General features: G+C 67.3%; 13 protein-coding genes. 11 read left to right on the top strand and 2 right to left on the bottom strand.

Annotated features, from left to right (window positions below):
• Window positions 1–8 precede the first annotated feature (8 nt).
• The gene (tssB, locus tag RIN61_RS05370) at window positions 9–524 is read right to left on the bottom strand and encodes a type VI secretion system contractile sheath small subunit (RefSeq protein ID WP_025340314.1); all 516 of its coding nucleotides are present in this window, start codon (window positions 522–524) and stop codon (window positions 9–11) included.
• A gap of 72 nt (window positions 525–596) precedes the next feature.
• Window positions 597–1,634: a type VI secretion system protein TssA gene (tssA, locus tag RIN61_RS05365; protein ID WP_207879241.1), complete on the bottom strand. Its 1,038-nt coding sequence runs from the start codon at window positions 1,632–1,634 to the stop codon at window positions 597–599.
• 396 nt (window positions 1,635–2,030) lie between these two features.
• Here tssA and tagH point away from each other — a divergent pair, with 396 nt between their 5' ends.
• Genes tagH through RIN61_RS05310 form a run of 11 tightly spaced genes read left to right on the top strand, consistent with a single transcriptional unit; the run spans window position 2,031 to window position 18,189 of the window.
• Window positions 2,031–3,413 carry a type VI secretion system-associated FHA domain protein TagH gene (gene tagH / locus RIN61_RS05360; protein ID WP_313856112.1) on the top strand — a complete coding sequence of 461 codons (1,383 nt, stop codon included), beginning with the start codon at window positions 2,031–2,033 and terminating at the stop codon, window positions 3,411–3,413.
• Window positions 3,414–3,452: 39 nt separating this feature from the next.
• Window positions 3,453–3,950: a type VI secretion system lipoprotein TssJ gene (tssJ, locus tag RIN61_RS05355; RefSeq protein ID WP_207879246.1), complete on the top strand. Its 498-nt coding sequence runs from the start codon at window positions 3,453–3,455 to the stop codon at window positions 3,948–3,950.
• A gap of 15 nt (window positions 3,951–3,965) precedes the next feature.
• On the top strand, window positions 3,966–5,300 hold the full coding sequence (gene tssK / locus RIN61_RS05350) for a type VI secretion system baseplate subunit TssK (protein ID WP_112253441.1): 1,335 nt from the start codon (window positions 3,966–3,968) through the stop codon (window positions 5,298–5,300).
• Between the two features lie 6 nt (window positions 5,301–5,306).
• A complete protein-coding gene (locus RIN61_RS05345; RefSeq protein WP_112253442.1) occupies window positions 5,307–6,614 on the top strand; it encodes a DotU family type VI secretion system protein in 1,308 nt (435 codons plus the stop codon).
• On the top strand, window positions 6,611–10,120 hold the full coding sequence (gene tssM, locus RIN61_RS05340) for a type VI secretion system membrane subunit TssM (protein ID WP_207879249.1): 3,510 nt from the start codon (window positions 6,611–6,613) through the stop codon (window positions 10,118–10,120). Before RIN61_RS05345 ends, tssM begins: the two co-directional genes overlap by 4 nt.
• Window positions 10,117–10,773, top strand: a complete 657-nt coding sequence (gene tagF, locus RIN61_RS05335) for a type VI secretion system-associated protein TagF (RefSeq protein WP_112253444.1) — start codon at window positions 10,117–10,119, stop codon at window positions 10,771–10,773. The genes tssM and tagF overlap by 4 nt, the downstream gene beginning before the upstream one ends.
• The gene (locus RIN61_RS05330; protein WP_112253445.1) at window positions 10,770–11,489 is read left to right on the top strand and encodes a PP2C family protein-serine/threonine phosphatase; all 720 of its coding nucleotides are present in this window, start codon (window positions 10,770–10,772) and stop codon (window positions 11,487–11,489) included. Before tagF ends, RIN61_RS05330 begins: the two co-directional genes overlap by 4 nt.
• A gap of 14 nt (window positions 11,490–11,503) precedes the next feature.
• The gene (locus tag RIN61_RS05325) at window positions 11,504–14,503 is read left to right on the top strand and encodes a serine/threonine-protein kinase (protein WP_313856102.1); all 3,000 of its coding nucleotides are present in this window, start codon (window positions 11,504–11,506) and stop codon (window positions 14,501–14,503) included.
• Window positions 14,503–15,207, top strand: a complete 705-nt coding sequence (locus RIN61_RS05320) for an ATP-binding cassette domain-containing protein (protein WP_112253447.1) — start codon at window positions 14,503–14,505, stop codon at window positions 15,205–15,207. The genes RIN61_RS05325 and RIN61_RS05320 overlap by 1 nt, the downstream gene beginning before the upstream one ends.
• On the top strand, window positions 15,207–16,409 hold the full coding sequence (locus RIN61_RS05315; RefSeq protein WP_112253448.1) for an ABC transporter permease family protein: 1,203 nt from the start codon (window positions 15,207–15,209) through the stop codon (window positions 16,407–16,409). Before RIN61_RS05320 ends, RIN61_RS05315 begins: the two co-directional genes overlap by 1 nt.
• Window positions 16,402–18,189, top strand: a complete 1,788-nt coding sequence (locus RIN61_RS05310) for a formylglycine-generating enzyme family protein (protein WP_207879258.1) — start codon at window positions 16,402–16,404, stop codon at window positions 18,187–18,189. Before RIN61_RS05315 ends, RIN61_RS05310 begins: the two co-directional genes overlap by 8 nt.
• The last annotated feature ends 3 nt before the right edge of the window (window positions 18,190–18,192 follow it).

The raw sequence follows: 18,192 nt of genomic DNA, 5'->3' as shown, positions 1-18,192 counted from the left end.
CTGTCTCCTCAGGCCTTGGGCTCGTTGTCGACGGGTTTCGGTGCGCTGGCCAGGGCCTGCAGCAGGGCCGGGTCCTTGATGGCCTTGAGGATGATGTCCTCGGCACCGGTCTTGCCGTCCATGTAGGTCAGCAGGTTGGCCAATTGGGTGCGGGCCTCGAGCAACTGGTTGAGGGCATCGACCTTGCGTGCCACGGCGGCCGGGCTGAAGTCGTCCATGCTCTCGAAGGTGATGTCCAGGCTCAGGTTGCCTTCGCCGGTCAGTTCGTTGGGCACGTTGAAGGCCACGCGTGGCTTCATCGCCTTCAGGCGCGAGTCGAAGTTGTCGACGTCGATTTCCAGGAACTTGCGCTCGGCCACCGCTGGCAGCGGCTCGGCCGGCTTGCCGGCAAGGTCCGACAGCACGCCCATGACGAACGGCAACTGGACTTTCTTCTCGGCGCCGTAGAGCTCGACGTCATATTCGATCTGCACCCGCGGCGCACGGTTGCGCGCGATGAATTTCTGGGAGCTGTCTTTCGCCACGTTGTTCCTCCTGGTCGCCGGTGCGGCGGGGCTGTTTGTTGCGGGCGTCGGTGTTGATGCGGGCCGAGGACGTCAGTTGTCCTCGGGGCCGCGCAGGTTCTCGAATTGCGACCAGCCATCGGGGATCAGGTCGCGCACAATGGTTGCGAAATCGGCATTGACCAGCTTCTTCGCCCGGTGCAGCAGTACCGGCAGCGGGCTGGAGGGTTCGTGGCGTGCGTAGTACTGCAACAGGCGGTCGAGGCTCAGCTGCACGTCTTCGCGGCTGTTGACTTCGCCGGGGCGGGCAGCCGGCCGTGTGTCGGGGGCAGCACCGGCGATCGTCAGCCGGTCGTCATCGCTTTCGGCAGATGGCGCGTTAGCGGCTTCCGGGGCTGGGCCCGCCCCGTCGGGGCAGTAGTCGGCCAGTACCTGCTGCACCTGGCGCAGCGGCTGGCGCAAGGCTGACAAATCGATACCACTGGCCGATCCGACCTGGTCGTTGACCCGGTTCTCGATGGCGTCCACGGCCTCGCGGGCCAGCCGCAACGCCTCTTGGCATTGCTGCAACTGGTCGGCGTCGGCGTCACGCAGGGCGGCGGCCAGTTCCTCGGCGCTGAGCTGTTCGCTGGCGAAATGCTGCACGCCTGCGGCGTGCAGCGCCGCGCGCAGGGTGACCGGGCCGAAGGCACGTGAGCGCACCAGCACGGCGTCACGCAGCAGCGCGATGTTGGTGTCGCAGGTCAGGCCGGCCAGGGCGTTGACCCGTACCGTTGGGTCGTTGTCGTCGGCGGCGTCCAGTTGTGGGTGCAGGTGCAGCCAATACTCGCCGAGCAGGTCGCGGATCAGTTCCAGGCTGGCGGCAAGCCCTGGCAGGCCGTGCAGGGCCAGGTTGGCCTGAAGCAGGAAATGGGTGATGCGCAGGTCCTTGCTGCGTTGCAGCAAGGTCGTGCTTGCCTGCTCGATATCGCGCCACTGCGGTGGCTCTGCAGGCTGCACAGCGTCGCCCATGACGCGCTCGGGGCGGCCCTGGGCGTCACGTTCCAGTTGCAGAAACTCGGCGTCATATTCGAGGTCATCGCCGCAGGGGAAGTCAGCGGAAACAGCGGCGAGCAACGGCGATGCGTTCACCAGAATTCGATCTCCATATCGGCCCTTGGTGAGGGCGTGTTGTGTGTGCGTAGTTGCAAGTGTGAACTGGCGCACAAACTTTCCAAAGAGTGCCGGAGTGATATCATGGTGATATTGTTTTGGCACTTCGAAGTTGCGCATTTATGGTTTATTTATTCGCGAGTGTCAAGGTAAGCTACGCGCCCCCGAGTGCCACCTGTGAATTCGTTGGCAGTTACCGGGCACCGCTCGTCCGGTTCCATTCGGTGAGCCTCGGCGTTGGCTTTGAATAGCCCTGGCATGTTCGGTTGTATGTGCAAAGCCCCGTAAATCAAGGGGTTCAGCCATTTTTGAGTGGCTGTGAAAAAGTAACTCAAATGGATGGATCGACGTTTTAAATGGATGCATGGAGGCGTGATGGCACTTTGCCTAAATATCACTAGTTACCACAAGATTACTCCCGGCCAATGCCCGGAGATGCGGTTGGAAACCGGTGCCATCACGCTTGGCCGCGCGACGGATAATGACTGGGTACTTCCTGATCCGGAGCGGTTGGTATCGGCCAGGCATTGTGTGATCCAGTTCAAGGATGGGCGATATTATTTGACCGATGACAGTACGAACGGTGTGGAATTAGTTCGCGCCGGTATTCGCTTGCGTCGCGGTAACAGTGAGCAATTGCTGGATGGCGAAGTTATCCGCATTGGCGAATACGAGATACAGGCGCGCATCGACGCGAACCTGCCCGGCGCCCTGGATGGCGAACCCCAGGCGCACAGTTTCGAGGCGCTGATGGCCAACCAGGTGGCGGCCCCAGCCGCCCCAGCCCCGGCGATTTCCGGTGCGCCGGCTGCGTTCCTGCAAGGTGCGTCGAACCACGACACGCTGCCTGACCTGTTCGACTTCCTCGGCCCCTCGAGCGTGCCGCCGGTCAGCCAGCCCGACCATGTGCCGGCTCAGCAGCACGACTTCCGCCCGCCAACCCCGCTGGTGGCGCCTGCCCCAGCCGTCGAACCGGCTGCGCCGGGGATGATCCCGGAAGACTGGAACCTTTTCGACTCGGCACCGGCATCGGTACAAACACCGACCCCGACCCCGACCCCGGCCCCGACAGCGCCCCCTGCGCCAGCCGTTCCGGCAGTATCTGCACAGCCGGCGGCGAGCGCACCGGTCGCAGCACCGGCCGCTGCGCCTGCGCCGGCTGCAAGCAGCGACGCGTTGCTGCAGGCGTTCCTGCGCGGCGCTGGTATCGAGCACCTGCGCATCGACGCCGCCGACGCTGCCGCGCAGATGGAAGCCATCGGCCATAGCTACCGCCTGATGGTAGAGGGCCTGATCGATGTGTTGCGTGCACGCAGCAGCCTGAAGGGCGAGTTCCGCATGCAGCAGACCACCATTGCCCCGGTGCAGAACAACCCGCTGAAGTTCGCCCCCAATGCCGACGAGGCGTTGCTGCTGTTGCTGCGTCACGGCAACCAGGCGTTCATGGCGCCGGACCAGGCCGTGCGCGAAAGCTTCGATGATGTGCGCGCTCACCAGTTGGCGGTGATGGCGGGTGTGCAGGCCGCAATCAAGCACTTGCTCGAGTGTTTCCAGCCGGCGCGCCTGGAGCAGCGCCTGGCACCCGCGGCCGGGCTGGCCAAGTTGTTCGGTGGTTCGCGTCAGGCCCACTGCTGGCAGCAGTTCACCGAGCTTTACGGGCAGATCTCCCGTGAGGCCGAAGACGATTTCCAGGAACTGTTCGGCCGCGAATTCAGCCGCGCCTACGAGGCCCACAGCAGCCGTTTGCAACGTAGCTGAGCGCCCCCAGGAAGACCACGGTACGTCAAGAGGACAAGGATGAAAGCAATACGACTGGTCGCAGCCCTGAGCCTGGTGCTGCTGGCTGCCTGTAGCAAGGACTCGCCGGTTGCCCCCGCTGCCGACAGTGCCCCGGACAGCGCAGCCGTGACCCTGTATTTCAGTGCCGCCGAGGGGCTGAACCCCGGCCCTGGCGGCACGCCAGCGCCGGTACGCGTGCGCCTGTACGAGTTGAAGAACAGCGCGGCTTTCGCCCGCGCCGACTACTTCGCCCTGGCCGAGCGCGCCCAGGCCACCCTCGGCGCCGACCTGATCGACCAGGACGAAGTGCTGCTGCAGCCCGGTGGGCAATTGCGCCTGGAACGCCCGCTCGATCCTGCCACTCGCCACATCGGCCTGGTGGTCGGTTACCGCGAAATCGACCAGGCCCAGTGGCGCAGCGTGCTGCCGGTGCCGCCGCGGGATTATCAGATCAGCCTCGATGTGCGTGCCGTGCGCAGCGCCGTGGCCACCTCACAACCTGAACCTGCCCGCTAGGCAATCGGAGTCCCCATGTCCTGGAACAATCGCGTGGTGTGGTCGGAAGGCATGTTCATCACGACCCAGCATTTCCAACAGCATGATCGCTACCTCGAACACTTGGTCGATGCCCGCAGCCGCCCGCTTGGCGTGGCTGCTTGGGGGTTCTCCGAGCTGCTGCTCGACCAGGGCCTGCTTGCCCAGGGCAAGGTGGCGATCCTCAGCGCCCGTGGCCTGCTGCCTGACGGCACGCCGTTCGATATCCCCCGTGACGACCTGCCACCTGCGCCGCTGGAAGTGCCCGACGATCTGCGCGATGGCGTTATCCACCTGGGGCTACCACTCAAGCGGGCGGGGGCTCGCGACACCGTCGACGAGGGCGAAGCCGTCGCTGGCGCCCGTTACATCAGCCGAGTCAGCGAAGTGCGTGACGACAACGCGCCGTTCGAAAACCGTGCTCCGCTGGCCCTTGGCAGCCGCGCCCTGCGCCTGCTGCGCAGCGAGGATGGCCTGAGCGACTACGCCGCCCTTGGCATGCTGCGCATCCGCGAAAAGCGCGCCGATCGCGCGCTGGTAGTGGATGACAGCTACATCCCGCCGGTACTCGATGTGGCAGCCAGCCAACAACTGTCTGGCTTCTGCGGCGAGTTGCTGGGCCTGCTGCACCAGCGTGGCGAAGCGCTGGCAGGCAGGGTGGTCGCCTCGGCCAATGGCGGGGCGTCGGAAATTGCCGACTTCATGCTGCTGCAACTGGTCAACCGTGCCCAGCCGCTGGTCGAACACCTCAACCAGCTGAGCCCGCTGCACCCCGAGCGGTTGTACAGCGAGCTGGTGGCCCTGGCTGGCGAGTTCGCTACCTTCACCCGCGATGGCCGCCGCCCGCACAGCTTCCCGGTCTATCAGCACGACGACCTGGCGGCGACCTTCGCCCCCGTGATGGCAGCCTTGCGCGAGGCCTTGTCGACGCTGATCGACAGCAAGGCGGTGGCCATTCCCATCGTCGAAAAGGCCTATGGCATCCACGTTGGCATGCTTGCCGACCGCAGCCTGCTCGACAGCGCCAGTTTCGTCCTGGTGGTGCGTGCCGACGTGCCCAGCGAGACCCTGCGTAGCCGCTTTGGTCAGCAGAGCAAGATCGGCTCGGTGGAACACATCCGCGATCTGGTCAACCTGCAACTGCCGGGCATCGGCCTGCTGCCGTTGCCGGTGGCGCCCCGGCAGATTCCGTTCCATGCCGGCGCCACCTATTTCGAACTCGACCGGGGCAGCGAGCACTGGAAGCAGTTGCAACACTCCGGTGGCTTTGCCTTCTACGTCGCCGGCGAGTTCCCCGGCCTGAGCCTGGCCTTCTGGGCCATTCGAGGATAACCCGTGATGCACCCGGACGATCCGCAGGCCAACGACCGTACCCAGTTCATGCCGCGCCCTGGTGGCCGTGCTGCGCCGCAACCCGCTGCGCCAGCACCGCAGCTGCCGCCGTTGCAGGTACCGGCCGAGCCCCTGGCACCTGGCCAGGGCAAGGGACTCAACCCGCTCGAGCAGGCTGCCGGCCCGTTGCTGGCCTTGCTTACCCGGCTGCGCAACACCATCGCCCACTCGGCACCGGCCAGCCTGCGAGCGCAGTTGCTGGCCTATCTGCGCCAGTTCGAGACCCGTGCCGAAGCCGCCGGGGTGGTGCGCAACGAGGTGCTGCTGGCGCGCTATGCGCTGTGCACCGCGCTGGACGAAGCGGTGCTCAGCACGCCGTGGGGCAGTGCCAGCGACTGGAGCCGGCAGAGCTTGCTGATCACGGTGCACAACGAGGCCTGGGGCGGTGAGAAGGTGTTCCAGCTGATGGAGCATTGCCTGCAGAGCCCGCGCGAACGGCTCAACCTGCTGGAACTGTTGTACCTGTGCACCAGCCTCGGCTTCGAAGGCCGCTACCGGGTCATGAACGATGGCCGCAGCCAGCTCGAAGCGCTGCGCGAGCGCGCCGCTGCGGCGATTCGCAGCGCCCGTGGCGAGCGTGAGCGTGAACTCTCGCCACACTGGCGTGGGGTGGCCGTCAGCCGTGACCGTCTGGCCCAGTTCGTGCCGCCATGGGTGGGCCTGGCGGTGGCCGTGGCGTTGCTGTTGCTGTTGTTGTTCGGCCTGCGCCTGAAGCTGGCGGCCGATGCCGAGCCGGTGTTCCGAGGTATTCACGCGCTGGGCGAAATCCCGGTACAAGCCATGGACCGCCCGGTGTTGCAGCCCAAGCCAGTGGAGCGCCCGCGCCTGGCCGGGTTCCTCGCCGATGACATCAAGGCTGGCCGGGTCGCCGTAGAAGACGCGGTCGACCGCTCGGTGGTGACCATTCGCGGCGACGAGCTGTTTGCCAGTGCCAGCGCCAGCATCAAGGGCGATTTCCAGCCGTTGATGCTGCGCATCGCCGAGGCAGTGGCCAAGGTCAAGGGCAATGTCCGGGTCACCGGGCACAGCGACAACCAGCGCATCGCGACGCTGCGCTTCCCGTCCAACTGGGCGTTGTCGCAGGCACGCGCCGAAGAGGTCAGGAGCATCCTCGCCGCGCGCACCGGGCAACCCGAGCGCTTCAGCGCCCAAGGGTTGAGCGACACCGAACCACTGGCGTCGAACGACACCGCGCAGGGCCGGGCGAAGAATCGCCGGGTTGAAATCACCGTTCTGGCGGAGGGCGTCGAGTGAAGGCGTTTTTCAGTTTTGTCATTCGCTGGGTAATCCCGCTGCTGGGCCTGATCGCCCTGAGCCTGATCATCTGGTTCGTCGGGCCGTTGCTGGAAATGCTGGCGTCGCCCACGCCACGCTGGCTGCTGATTGTCCTGCTGTTCGCGCTGTGGGGCGCTTACCGTGCCTGGCGCATCGTGCAGGCGCGCCAGCAGGCGGCCAAGGTCATGCAAAGCCTGGCGGCCGAGACCGCCGCGGACCCTGCCAGCGTGGCCACCGCCGAAGAACTGTCAGCCCTGCGCCAGCGCATGGACGAAGCACTGGCCCTGCTGAAGAAGGCCCGCCTGGGCGGTGACGAACGGCGCAACCTCTACGAGTTGCCGTGGTACGTGATCATCGGCCCGCCCGGTTCGGGCAAGACCACCGCGCTGGTCAATTCTGGCCTGCACTTCCCGCTGGCCGCGCAACTGGGCGAGGGCGCCATCCGCGGTGTCGGCGGCACGCGCAACTGCGACTGGTGGTTCACCGACCAGGCGGTGCTGCTCGACACTGCCGGCCGTTACACCACCCAGGACAGCCACGCCCAGGTCGACAAGGCGGCCTGGCTGGGCTTCCTCGACCTGCTCAAGACCCAGCGCTCGCGCCGCCCGATCGACGGTGCGTTCATCGCCATCAGCTTGTCTGACCTGCTGCTGGGCAGCGACGCCGAGCGCGCCGCACACGCAGCGGCGATCCGTGCGCGCATCCAGGAGCTGTACAGCCAGCTGGGCGTGCGCTTCCCCGTATACCTGATGCTGACCAAGCTCGACCTGGTACCGGGCTTCATGGAGTTTTTCGACAACCTGGGCAAGGACGAACGCGCCCAGGTGTGGGGCATGACCTTCCCGCTGGATACCCTCGAGCAGGGCGGTGATGGCCCGTTGGCGCAGTTCGACAACGAGTTCGGGCTGCTCGAGCAGCGCCTCGGCGAGCGCCTGGTCGAACGCCTGCAGCAGGAGCGCGACCCGGCCCGGCGCGACCTGATCTACGGCTTCGTGCAACAGTTCGCCGCCCTGCATGGCAACCTCAAGGGGTTCCTCGATGGCATCTTCAAGCCCAACGCCTTCGAGGCGCGGGCGTTGCTGCGCGGGGTATATTTCACCAGCGGCACCCAGGAAGGCAGCCCCATCGACCGGCTGATCGGCAGCATGGCCCAGAGCATGGGCCTGGACCGTGCGCACCTGGCACGCCAGAGCGGTAGCGGGCGCAGCTATTTCATCGAGCGGCTGTTCACTGCCGTGGCTTTCGCCGAGCGTGGCCTGGTCGGCAGCAACCCGAAGGTGGAGCGGCGGCGCCGGTGGATCGCCCGTGGCGCGCTGGCCCTGAGCGTGGCCCTGGTGCTGCTGGTCGGCACCTTGTGGGCCGTCAGTTACCGGGCCAACCAGCAATACATCGCCGAGGTCGACAGCCGCCTACAGCCGCTGGGCAAAAGTGTGCAAGGCCTGAGCCCTGCGCAGCGCAACGTGGTCGACGTGCTGCCGCTGCTCAACGCCGTGCGCCACCTGGCCGACGACCCACCCAGCTGGGCCGAAGGCCTGGGCCTGTACCAGGGCGACATGCTCGAAAGCGAATCGCAGAGCCTGTACCGCAAGCTGCTGATCGCAATTTTCGCCCCACGCCTGGTCACCCGCATCGAGGAACAGCTGTACGCCGGCGGCCCGTCAGACTACCTCTACGAAGGCCTCAAGGCCTACCTGATGCTGGCCGATGCCGAGCACTACGACCCGGACTTCATCAAGGCCTGGATCACCCTCGACTGGGAACGCCAGTTGCCCCGCGACCTGGCGCCGGATCTGCGCAAGGCCCTGGAGCAGCACCTGGCGGCGCTGTTCGACAAGCGCCCGCCGAATGCCCGCCTGGACCAGCGCCTGATCGACGACACCCGTCGCCAGCTGCAGCAATTGCCGGTGGCCCAGCGGGTGTACGACCGGGTCAAGCGCCAGAAACTGCCAGGCGGGGTCGAGGATTTCCGCGTCAGCGACGCGGCCGGGCGCGATGCAGCCCTGGTGTTTCGCTTCAAGAGCGGCAAGCCGCTGAGCGAGCCGCTGCCGGGGCTGTTCACCGTGCAGGGCTACCGCCAGGCGTTTCTTGCCGCCAGCCTGGCGCAGAGCACCACGCTGGCCGAAGAGCGCTGGGTATTGGGCCGCGCGCCGGGCGAGGCAGGTGATGCCAGGCGCCTGGCCGATGATGTGCAGCAGCTCTATTACCAGGACTACATCCGCCACTGGGATGCCCTGCTCGACGACCTGGACTTTGTGCCGATCACCAGTGTCGGCCAGGCCGCCGATGTACTGCGGGTGCTGTCCGGGCCCACTTCGCCAATGAAGCAGCTGCTGCAGGCGGTAGCCCGGGAAACCAACCTGGCGCAGCCGACCACACTCGACAAGGTCCAGGACAAGGCCGAACAGGCCGGTGTCGACCAGCTGCGCCAGCGCCTTGGCGGGCTGCTCGGCGACGCACCGCTGCCCGTCGACAGCCCTGCTTCCCGCACGCAGGACCCGGTGACGGCGCACTTCGCCGAGTTGGCCGCGCTGGTCGGCAACGGCGAAGGCCAACCTGCCGCCATCGACGGCTTGCTCACCGACCTCAATGCGCTCTACGTGCAGGTCAGCGCCATGGTCGGCGCCAGCGGCGATGCCCTGCTAGGCGAGGCCAAGAACCAGGCCCAGGCGGCGGCGCAACGGGTTGCCCTGGGCGCGGCGCGCCAGCCCAAGGTGGTGCAGAACCTGGTCAGCTCGGTACTCGGCTCGACCCACGGCGTGGTCATGGGTGGGGTGCGCAACCAGCTCAACGCCGCCTGGGCCAGCGAAGTGCTGAATGTCTACCGCCAGTCGCTCAGTGGCCGCTACCCGATGGCGGCCGGCAGCTCGCGCGATGCCACCCTGGAAGACTTCGGCCAGTTCTTCGGGGTCGGCGGGGTGATGGACAGCTACTTCCGCAAGTACCTGCAGCCCTACGTCAACACCTCCAGCACACCCTGGAGCTGGCAGCCGGGTGCGGCGCAGAAGCTTGGGATCAACAGCAGCGTGCTGTACACCTTCCAGCGCGCGGCGACCATTCGCGATGCCTTCTTCCGCAGCGGCAACGGTCTGCAGCCAGGCGTGCGCTTCGAGCTCAAGCCAGTGGCGATGGACGCCAGCATCACCCAGTTCCTGCTCGACCTCGACGGCCAGCAGGTCAGCTACGATCACGGGCCGAGCCGCCCAGTGGCGTTGCAGTGGCCCAACCCCAACAGCATCGGCGTGGTGCGCCTGTCGATTGCGCCGCCAGCGGCCAGCGGCCGGTCGGGGCTGACCGTGGAAGGCCCGTGGGCGTGGTTCCGCCTGCTCGACCAGTCCGACCTGGTGGCCGGCAGCTCGCCGGAGCGCTTCAACCTGCGCTTGCGCGTGGACGGCGCCAGCGTGTCATACGAGCTGCGTGCCAGCAGCGCCTTCAACCCGTTCCGCAGCCGAGTGGTCAGCGGTTTCAGCCTGCCGGAGCACCTGTGAACGACGTGGGTTTCTACGGAAAACTGGCCTGCCGCGGCGACTTCGTCAGCCGTGGCTTGCCGCAGACCTTCATCCAGCCCTGGGACCAGTGGTTGGCCGCCGGTATCCAGGCCAGCCAGCAGGCGCTTGGCGAGGCCTGGCTGCAAGCCTACCTGGTCAGCCCGTTGTGGCGCTTTGCCCTGGCGCCTGGGGTGTGTGGCCCGGATGCGGTGGTCGGCGTGCTGATGCCGAGCATCGACCGGGTGGGGCGGTATTTTCCGCTCAGCGTGGCGCAGGTGCTGGAGCCCGGGGTGGCGATCGCAGGTGTCGTTGGCGGCGCGGATGAGTGGTTCGAGGGGGTTGAGGCGGCGTTGCTGGGCACACTTGAAGCAGAGGCAACCTTCGAGCATTTCGAGGCGGCCCTGCAGCCTTTTCGTCACGACCGGCCATTGTTGCCAGGGCCACGCGTGACCGTGGGCGGCTTGCAACGGCTGGACGGCACCACCCCGCAGGGCCGGGCCCTGGCCCTGGCCGAATGCGCCTGCGAAGGCATGAGCCTGTGGTGGGGGCAGGGCAGCGAACGGATCGCGCCAGGCCTGCTGCGTAGCCAGGGCCTGCCGCGCAGCGAGCAGTTCGCCGCGTTTTTGCTGGGCAGCGAGGCGAGGCCGGCATGAGCAGTGTGCACTACAGCGCGGCCAGCTACAGCCATGTAGGCATGGTCCGCAAGATCAACGAAGACGCCTGCCTGGAGCTGACCTGGGATGGCCTGTGGGCCGTTGCCGATGGCATGGGTGGGCATGCCGCCGGCGACTATGTGAGCAGCCTGGCCGTGGACAGCCTGCGCCAGTTGCCGCTCGTCGATGGGCTGGAGGATTTCACCCAGGTCTTGCGCGACACCCTGGCGCGGGTCAACCGCGCCGTGCGCGAGGAAACCTTGCGCCGGGGCGTGGCGATGATGGGCAGCACGGTGGTGGTGCTGGCCGCACGCGGCGACCGCGCCGTAGGCCTGTGGGCCGGGGACAGCCGGCTGTATCGGCTGCGCGATGGCCGCATCGAGCGCCTGTCGCATGACCACAGCTACGTCCAGGAGCTGCAGGACAGCGGCCTGCTCAACGAGGCCGAAGCCCGCGTGCACCCGCGCGGCAACATCGTCACCCGCGCCATCGGCGTCGAGGACCAGCTTGAACTGCAGGCGGTGAGCGTGCAGGTGCAGCCCGGCGACACCTACCTGCTGTGCAGCGACGGCTTGAACAAGACCGCCGAAGACCACGAGATCGCCGATGTGCTCGGCCACGCCGACCCCTACCAGGTGGTCCGCAGCCTGGTACACCTGGGGCTGACCCGTGGCGCCCCTGACAACATCACCGCCGTGGTGGTGAAGGCGAATTGAAGAGCACCCCGAACATGCAGATCCCCGGATTCGACATCGACAGCGAGATTGGCCAGGGCGCCATGGCCAGTGTCTACCTGGCCACCCAGCGCTCGCTGCAGCGCAAGGTGGCGTTGAAGGTGATGGCCGCGAGCCTGGCCGCCGACCCTACCTTCTGCGAGCGCTTCCTGCGCGAAGGGCGCACCCTGGCGCGGCTGTCGCACCCGCACATCGCCACCATCCATGACATCGGCAACGTCGGCGAGCTGTACTACATGGCCATGGAGTACCTGCCCAGCGGCACCCTCAAGGAGCGCATCGCCGCCGGGCTTACGCCCGAGCAGGGCTTGCTGTACGTGCGGCAGATCGCCCAGGCGCTGGGGTATGCCCACGACCAGGGGCTGGTGCACCGCGACGTGAAACCGGCCAACATCCTGTTCCGCGCCGACGGCACGGCGGTGCTCTCGGACTTCGGCATCGCCAAGTCGCTGGACGACCGCACCCAGTTCACCCAGGCTGGCTTCGCCGTCGGCACCCCCAGCTACATGAGCCCTGAGCAGGCGCGAGGCATGGACATCGACGGCCGCGCCGACCTGTATGCGCTTGGGGTGGTGCTGTACGAGATCCTTGTCGGCGAGTTGCCCTACCGTGGCACCGATGCGTTGTCGACCGCACTGGCCCACCTGACCGAGCCACTGCCGGAGCTGCCCATCGAGCATGGGCGCTACCAAAGCATCCTGCGCGGGCTGCTGGCCAAGGACCCCGATCAACGCTTCGCCGATGCTGCCGCGTTGCTGGCCGCACTGGATCGCTTGCCTGTCGATGACCAGGACAGCACCGTGATCCGGCCGTTGCCGGTCGCGATGCCGGGCAAGGCTGACCTGGGCGGACTGATGCCGGTATCCATCGAGATCCCGCACGCCGTGGCTGAGCCGGTCGCCAGCCCCGCGCCTGAACCCGAGCCGACCCGGCCGCAACCGAGCGTGCCAGCGAAGGCCAGTACCGGCAAACCGGCCAAAGCCCTGCTGGCCGTGGCCATTGCTGCGGCGCTGGGCCTGGGGGCGACCTGGTTGTGGTGGCCCGCTGATAACGACCAATCGGCTTCGCAGCCACCCCTGGCGCAAGCCGCGAGCGAGCCACAGACGCCAGCTACGCCGCCTCTGGCTGCCAGCGAGGACGGCCGGCCATTGCTGATGCCGGGCAAGAAAACCCTGTTCCAGCGCGTGCTGAGCAAGCCCGAAGCGCAACTGCTGGCCAGGCCCGGTGATAGCGCGGGTGAGCCCCTGCCGGCGTTTTCGGTGTTGTACGTGTACCAGCGCAAGGACATCGACGGCCAGCCATGGCTGGAGGTTGGCGCCTCCAGCAGCGGCCAGCGCGACGGCTGGTTGCCGGCGGCACAAACCAGCGACTGGAAGCAAAGCCTGGTGCTGAAGTTCACCGAGCGTTCCGGCCGTTCACCGGTGATGTTCATGCGCCAGGCCGATGACCTGCAGCAGTTGCTCGATGACACCGGCAAGGCCCGCGCCGACTTGCTCAAGGCGCAGAACGAGCCCGACCAGGTGCCCCAGGTGCTGGCCCTGGAACCGGCCGCCAGCGCGGTGCCGCAGAACCAGTTCTACCTGATGCCGATCTTCGACTACCGCGAGAGCTTTGGCGCCGACGGCCAGCCGGTGCAGTTGCTCAACGTCGCCTCTATCGACCCCGGCAGCAGCGTTCGCAGCCAGGCGGCCACGGCTGCCGGTGCGGCCGTGGCGGCGGACAACCGCTTCCGTACCGGTATCGTCCTGGTGGTCGACACGTCGGTGTCGATGCAACCCTACATCGACCGCGTGCGCCAGGTGGTCAGCGAACTGCAGGCGCAACTGGCCGCGCAGGGCGAGCTGGACAATGTCAGCTTCGGCCTGGTGGGCTTTCGCAACAGCGTCAAGCGCACCCCGGGCCTGGACTACCTGAGCAAGACCCTGGTCAGCCTGGAGGAGGGCCGCGACCCGGCGCGCTTCCTCAAGGCTGCCGCGCAGGTCAAGGCCACCAGCGTCTCCAGCCATTCGTTCAACGAAGATGCCTTTGCCGGCGTGATGCAAGCCGTGGAAGGCATGGACTGGTCGGGCTATGGCGGGCGTATCGTGCTGCTGGTCAGCGATGCCGGTGCCCTGCGCAAGAACGACCCTTACAGCAGCACGCAGATGAACGAGGCCGAGGTGCGCCAGGCTGCGTTGAGCAAGCAGATCAGGATCTACGCCCTGCACCTGCGCACCCCGGCCGGTGTGAAAAACCATGGCGCTGCCGAAAGCCAGTACCGCGTGCTTACCGCCGACAGCAACCCGCAGATCGGTGACCTGTACGTGGGCGTGCCGGGCGGCGATGTGGGCGCCTTTGGCGAGCGCGTGCGCGAGATCGGCTCGACGTTCGCCCAGCTGGTGCACCAGGTGCGTGAACAGCAGCCACAGCCATTGCCCCAGTTGAGCTCGGGCGCGAGCCTGGCGGCGAAGTCCCAGGCGATCGGTTATGCCATGCACATGGACTTCCTCGGCCGTAACGGCGCCAGCCAGGCGCCGCAACTGGTCAGCGCCTGGGCTGCCGACCATGACCTGGCCAACCCGGCGTTACCGAGCCTGCAGGTGTGCGTGATGCTGACCAAGTTGCAGCTCAATGACCTGCAGCAGTCGCTGAAGCTGATTGTCGACGCCGCGCGCAAGACCCGCAGTTCGCCGGGGGATTTCTTCAACGAGATCGCCAGCGCCAGCGCCTACATGAGCCGCGATCCGGGTGCCCTGCGCAAGGGGGCCAACCTGGCCCAGGGCGGGGTGCTGGGCGAATACCTCGAAGGCTTGCCGTACCGCAGCAAGTCCCTGAGCATGACCGAGGACCTGTGGCTGTCGCTGTCGGTGGCCGAACAGGAGGATTTCATCGACGAGCTGGACTCGAAGATCCGCCTGTACGAAACCTTCCACAACGACATGGCCAACTGGGTGCGCTTCGGCAAGGCCGAGCCGGGCGATGCCCTGTACCGTGTCCCGTTGTCGACGCTGCCGTGATGATCAGCCTGCACGGGGTGCGCAAGACGCGCGGGCAGGGCGCCCAGCGCTACAGCCTGCAGGTCGACCAGCTGCAGCTGGCGGCGGGCGCGCGGGTGGCGCTGGTCGGCCCCAGCGGCTGCGGCAAGAGTACCTTGCTCGACCTGTTGGCGCTGGTGCTGGCGCCGGATGCTGCCGAGGGCTTCGTCTTCGCCGGCACCGATGTGGCTGGCCTGTGGCGCCAGCGCCGCCTCGACCAGTTGGCGGCGCTGCGCAGCCGGCAGCTGGGCTACGTGCTGCAGGCTGGCGGATTGCTCGGTTTCCTCGATGTGCGTGGCAATATCCGCCTGCCACGGCAGCTGTTGGGGCTGGGCGAGGACGGCAGCGTCGAACGCCTGGCCGAGGCGCTGGACGTGCATGACCAGCTGGCCAAGAAGCCTGCCGCGTTGTCGCTGGGGCAACGTCAGCGGGTCAGCTGCGCCCGGGCCCTGGCGCATGCGCCGGCCTTGTTGCTGGCCGATGAGCCTACTGCGGCGCTGGACCCGGTGAACGCCGAGCGGGTCATGCAGTTGCTGCTGCGCGAGGCACAGGCGCGCCAGGTGACCTGCGTGCTCGCCACCCATGACGAAGCGCTGGCGCGCCGGGCCGGGTTGAGCGTGCTGCGCATGGCCTGCCGGCGCGATGCCGACGGCGGCGTCACCGCCACTTTGGCGCAGGCGGTCTGATGCGCCCGTGGCTGATCGCCGGCCTGGCCTGGCAGGACTACCGCAACGATGCGCGGCTGTCGGCGTGCAGCGTGCTGGCGCTGGTCGCGGTGATCGCGCCCTTGCTGGTGCTGTTCGGGCTCAAGTTCGGCCTGGTCGGCAGCCTGACCGAGCGCCTGCAACGCGACCCGGCGGTGCGCGAGATCGTGCCGCTGGGCGGTGGTCGGTTCCGCGCCGATTTCATCCATGAGCTGGCGCAGCGACCGGACGTTGCCTTCGCCATCGCCCGTACCCGGCAGATCGCCGCTACCGCCGAGCTGTTGCTGCCGGCACGCGGGCGTGCGGTGACGGCCGAGATGCTGCCGACTGCTGCCGGCGACCCGTTGTTGCAACAGGTGGCGCCGCCGCAGGGGCTGCAGCAGGTGGTATTGAGCTTTACCGCCGCCGAAAAGCTCGGTGCCGCGGCCGGTGATGAACTGCAGGCCAGCTTCAGCCGGCAGCAGGCCGGGCACCTGCAATGGCGCCAGACCCGCCTGCAGGTGGCTGCGGTGCTGCCGCTGGCGGCGTTCGAACGCGATGGCCTGTTCGCCTCCCTGGCCCTGCTCGAGGCGGTCGAAGACTACCGCGACGGGCGCGGCGTGCCAGCACTGGGCTGGCCGGGCAATGCCGCAGGCAGCGATGCCCGGCGGGTGTACCCGGCGTTTCGCCTGTATGCCAAGGAGCTGGCCGATGTCGAGCCGCTGCGCGCCTATTTCGCCGAACGCAAGTGGCTGGTGTCGACCCAGGCGGCGCAGATCGCCCAGGTGCAGGCGCTCAGCCGCAACCTCGACCTGGTGTTCTGGATCATCACCAGCCTGGCCGTGGCCGGTGCCGTGGCCGCCGTCGCCGCTGGCGCGGTCGCGGCGGTACAGCGCAAGCAGCGTGAGCTGGCGGTGCTGCGCCTGCTGGGGTTCGGCACGGCCGCGCTGCTGCTGTTCGTGGTGCTGCAGGCGCTGTACAGCGGCGTACTGGCGGCCGCAGTTGCCGGCGGCCTGTACCTGCTGGCCGAGCAGGGCCTCAACCGGATCTTCACGCAGGTGCCTGGCGAATACGCCAGCCATCTGTTGCCAATGCATTACTTCGTTGCGTTGTCCGCGGTGCTGCTGGCCAGCACAGCCGCTGCTGCCCTGGGTGGCTGGCGGGTGACGCGCATCGACGCCAGTCAAGGAATCCGTGATGTCTGAATATCGCCTCGGGGCTACGGCTCTGCTTCTGACAACGCTGGGCCTGGCGGCCTGTTCGCCGGGCGCCGACGAGCCGCCTGCCAAGCCGGTCAACGCCGCTGCCGCCAGCGCCCCGGCACAGGCGGTCGACACCAGCAAGCTGGACAACCCCAAGCCCTTGCCGGGCGACGTCAGCCTGCCGCTGCCGTGCGGCGGCGAGCTGGTGCTGCGCAGCGTCTACGTGCTGGCCCAGGGCAGCCTGGACGACCGCGAGGTCAACCTCGGCTACCCGTTCAGCGAGGGCGAGGCCGGCTACCAGCAGTCGTTCATTTCCGGTTATCGGCGTGACTTCATCAATGGCCAGTTCAGCCTTCAGGACCTTTCTGCCGATTGGCAGAAGGCCGTCGCCCCCAGCTTGCCCAAGCTCGACCAGGCAGGCCCGCTCAAGCCGATGATGTATTTCATTGGCAAGTACGAGGTCACCGCCCGGCAGTATGCCCAAGTGATGGCTCAGGCCCAGTCGCTGGCCAGCGGCGAGCCGGCGCCGGCCTGCCAGCCCGATACCACGGCGGCGGGGCGTCTGCCCAAAGTCAAGCTGTCGCGCTTCGAAGCCGAGCGCTTTGCCGCGGTCTATAGCGCCTGGTTGCTCAAGTATCACCGCGACCTGCTGCCGGTCAGTGGCCGGGGCAGCAAGGCCGAGGACGGCGGGGTCGGTTTTGTGCGCCTGCCTACCGAAGTGGAGTGGGAGTTCGCTGCCCGTGGCGGTTCTGCGGTGAGCCGCCAGGAACTGGAAGGGCGCCTGTTCCCGCGCAAGGTCCAGGGTAGTGACAGCGACGGGCCGCTCGGCGACTGGGCGGTATTCAACCAGGTGGCGGGCGGCACCGGGCAGGCCGCACGGCTGATGCCGATCGGTACCCGGCTGCCGAACCCGCTGGGGCTGTTCGATGTGATCGGCAATGCTGCCGAAATGGTTCAGGAGTCGTTCCAGCTGGTACATGCCGGCCGCTTGCAAGGCGCCTATGGCGGCTTCGTGGTCAAGGGTGGCAACTACCTGGAAGGCGAGGGCACGCTGTTCACCGGCATGCGCCGCGAGTACCCGCTGTTCGGCGCTGACGGTACCGAGCAGCGCAACGAGACCACCGGCTTCCGGGTGGCCATCGGCGCCCTGTCGGCGCCCCGTTCGCGTTACCAGGAGCTGTTCGAGCAGTGGCAGAAGGTAGGGCGCCTGGCCAGCCTGACCGACGACATCGATGCCGCGCAGGATCCGACCAAGCGCCTGGACAGCATCATCGCCGCCACCGCCGACCCGCGCCAGCAGGCCGAGCTGGGGCTGGTCAACGAAGAGCTCAAGCGCAGCGTTTCGCTGATCGGCCGCCAGCGCGAAGAGGCTGCCGGCAACCTGATCCAGTCCGCCGCGCTGGTGGCCGAGACCATCAACAACTACAACATCCGCCTGACCAACCTGCGCACCACCCAGGCCGAGGCCAAGGCGCGTGGTGACCAGACCACCGTGCGCATGTACGCCGCAGCCATCACCAACGGCCGCGCCGCGCTCGATGGCGCCGTGGCGATCTACATCGACAACCTGGCCAGTGGTACGCGCTACACCGATGCGGTGATCCAGGCGCAGTTCCAGCGGGTCAAGGAAGAACTCAACCGCAAGCCGGTCCTGGGCAAGAGCCTGGTGAGCCGCGCGACCCTGTTCGTTCGCCACGTTGGGGAGTACCGCCAGAACCAGCGGGCCGACCCGGCGACGATCCTCAAGGAGCTCCTGGCATCGGCCGCCGCGCGGCCCTCGTAGTGG

The organism is Pseudomonas inefficax (assembly GCF_032164165.1).
Taxonomy (GTDB): domain Bacteria; phylum Pseudomonadota; class Gammaproteobacteria; order Pseudomonadales; family Pseudomonadaceae; genus Aquipseudomonas; species Aquipseudomonas inefficax.
Note: the sequence above shows the minus strand (reverse complement) of the source record. Positions and strands in the feature narration are given on the sequence as shown.

What these genes read in the sequence shown, in the direction of transcription:
- RIN61_RS05345 (WP_112253442.1), top strand. Translation starts at nt 5,307, where the DNA reads ATGCACCCGGACGATCCGCAGGCCAACGACCGTACCCAGTTCATGCCG.
- RIN61_RS05330 (WP_112253445.1), top strand. Translation starts at nt 10,770, where the DNA reads ATGAGCAGTGTGCACTACAGCGCGGCCAGCTACAGCCATGTAGGCATG.
- tagH (WP_313856112.1), top strand. Translation starts at nt 2,031, where the DNA reads ATGGCACTTTGCCTAAATATCACTAGTTACCACAAGATTACTCCCGGC.
- RIN61_RS05315 (WP_112253448.1), top strand. Translation starts at nt 15,207, where the DNA reads ATGCGCCCGTGGCTGATCGCCGGCCTGGCCTGGCAGGACTACCGCAAC.
- tssK (WP_112253441.1), top strand. Translation starts at nt 3,966, where the DNA reads ATGTCCTGGAACAATCGCGTGGTGTGGTCGGAAGGCATGTTCATCACG.
- RIN61_RS05325 (WP_313856102.1), top strand. Translation starts at nt 11,504, where the DNA reads ATGCAGATCCCCGGATTCGACATCGACAGCGAGATTGGCCAGGGCGCC.
- RIN61_RS05310 (WP_207879258.1), top strand. Translation starts at nt 16,402, where the DNA reads ATGTCTGAATATCGCCTCGGGGCTACGGCTCTGCTTCTGACAACGCTG.
- tssJ (WP_207879246.1), top strand. Translation starts at nt 3,453, where the DNA reads ATGAAAGCAATACGACTGGTCGCAGCCCTGAGCCTGGTGCTGCTGGCT.
- RIN61_RS05320 (WP_112253447.1), top strand. Translation starts at nt 14,503, where the DNA reads ATGATCAGCCTGCACGGGGTGCGCAAGACGCGCGGGCAGGGCGCCCAG.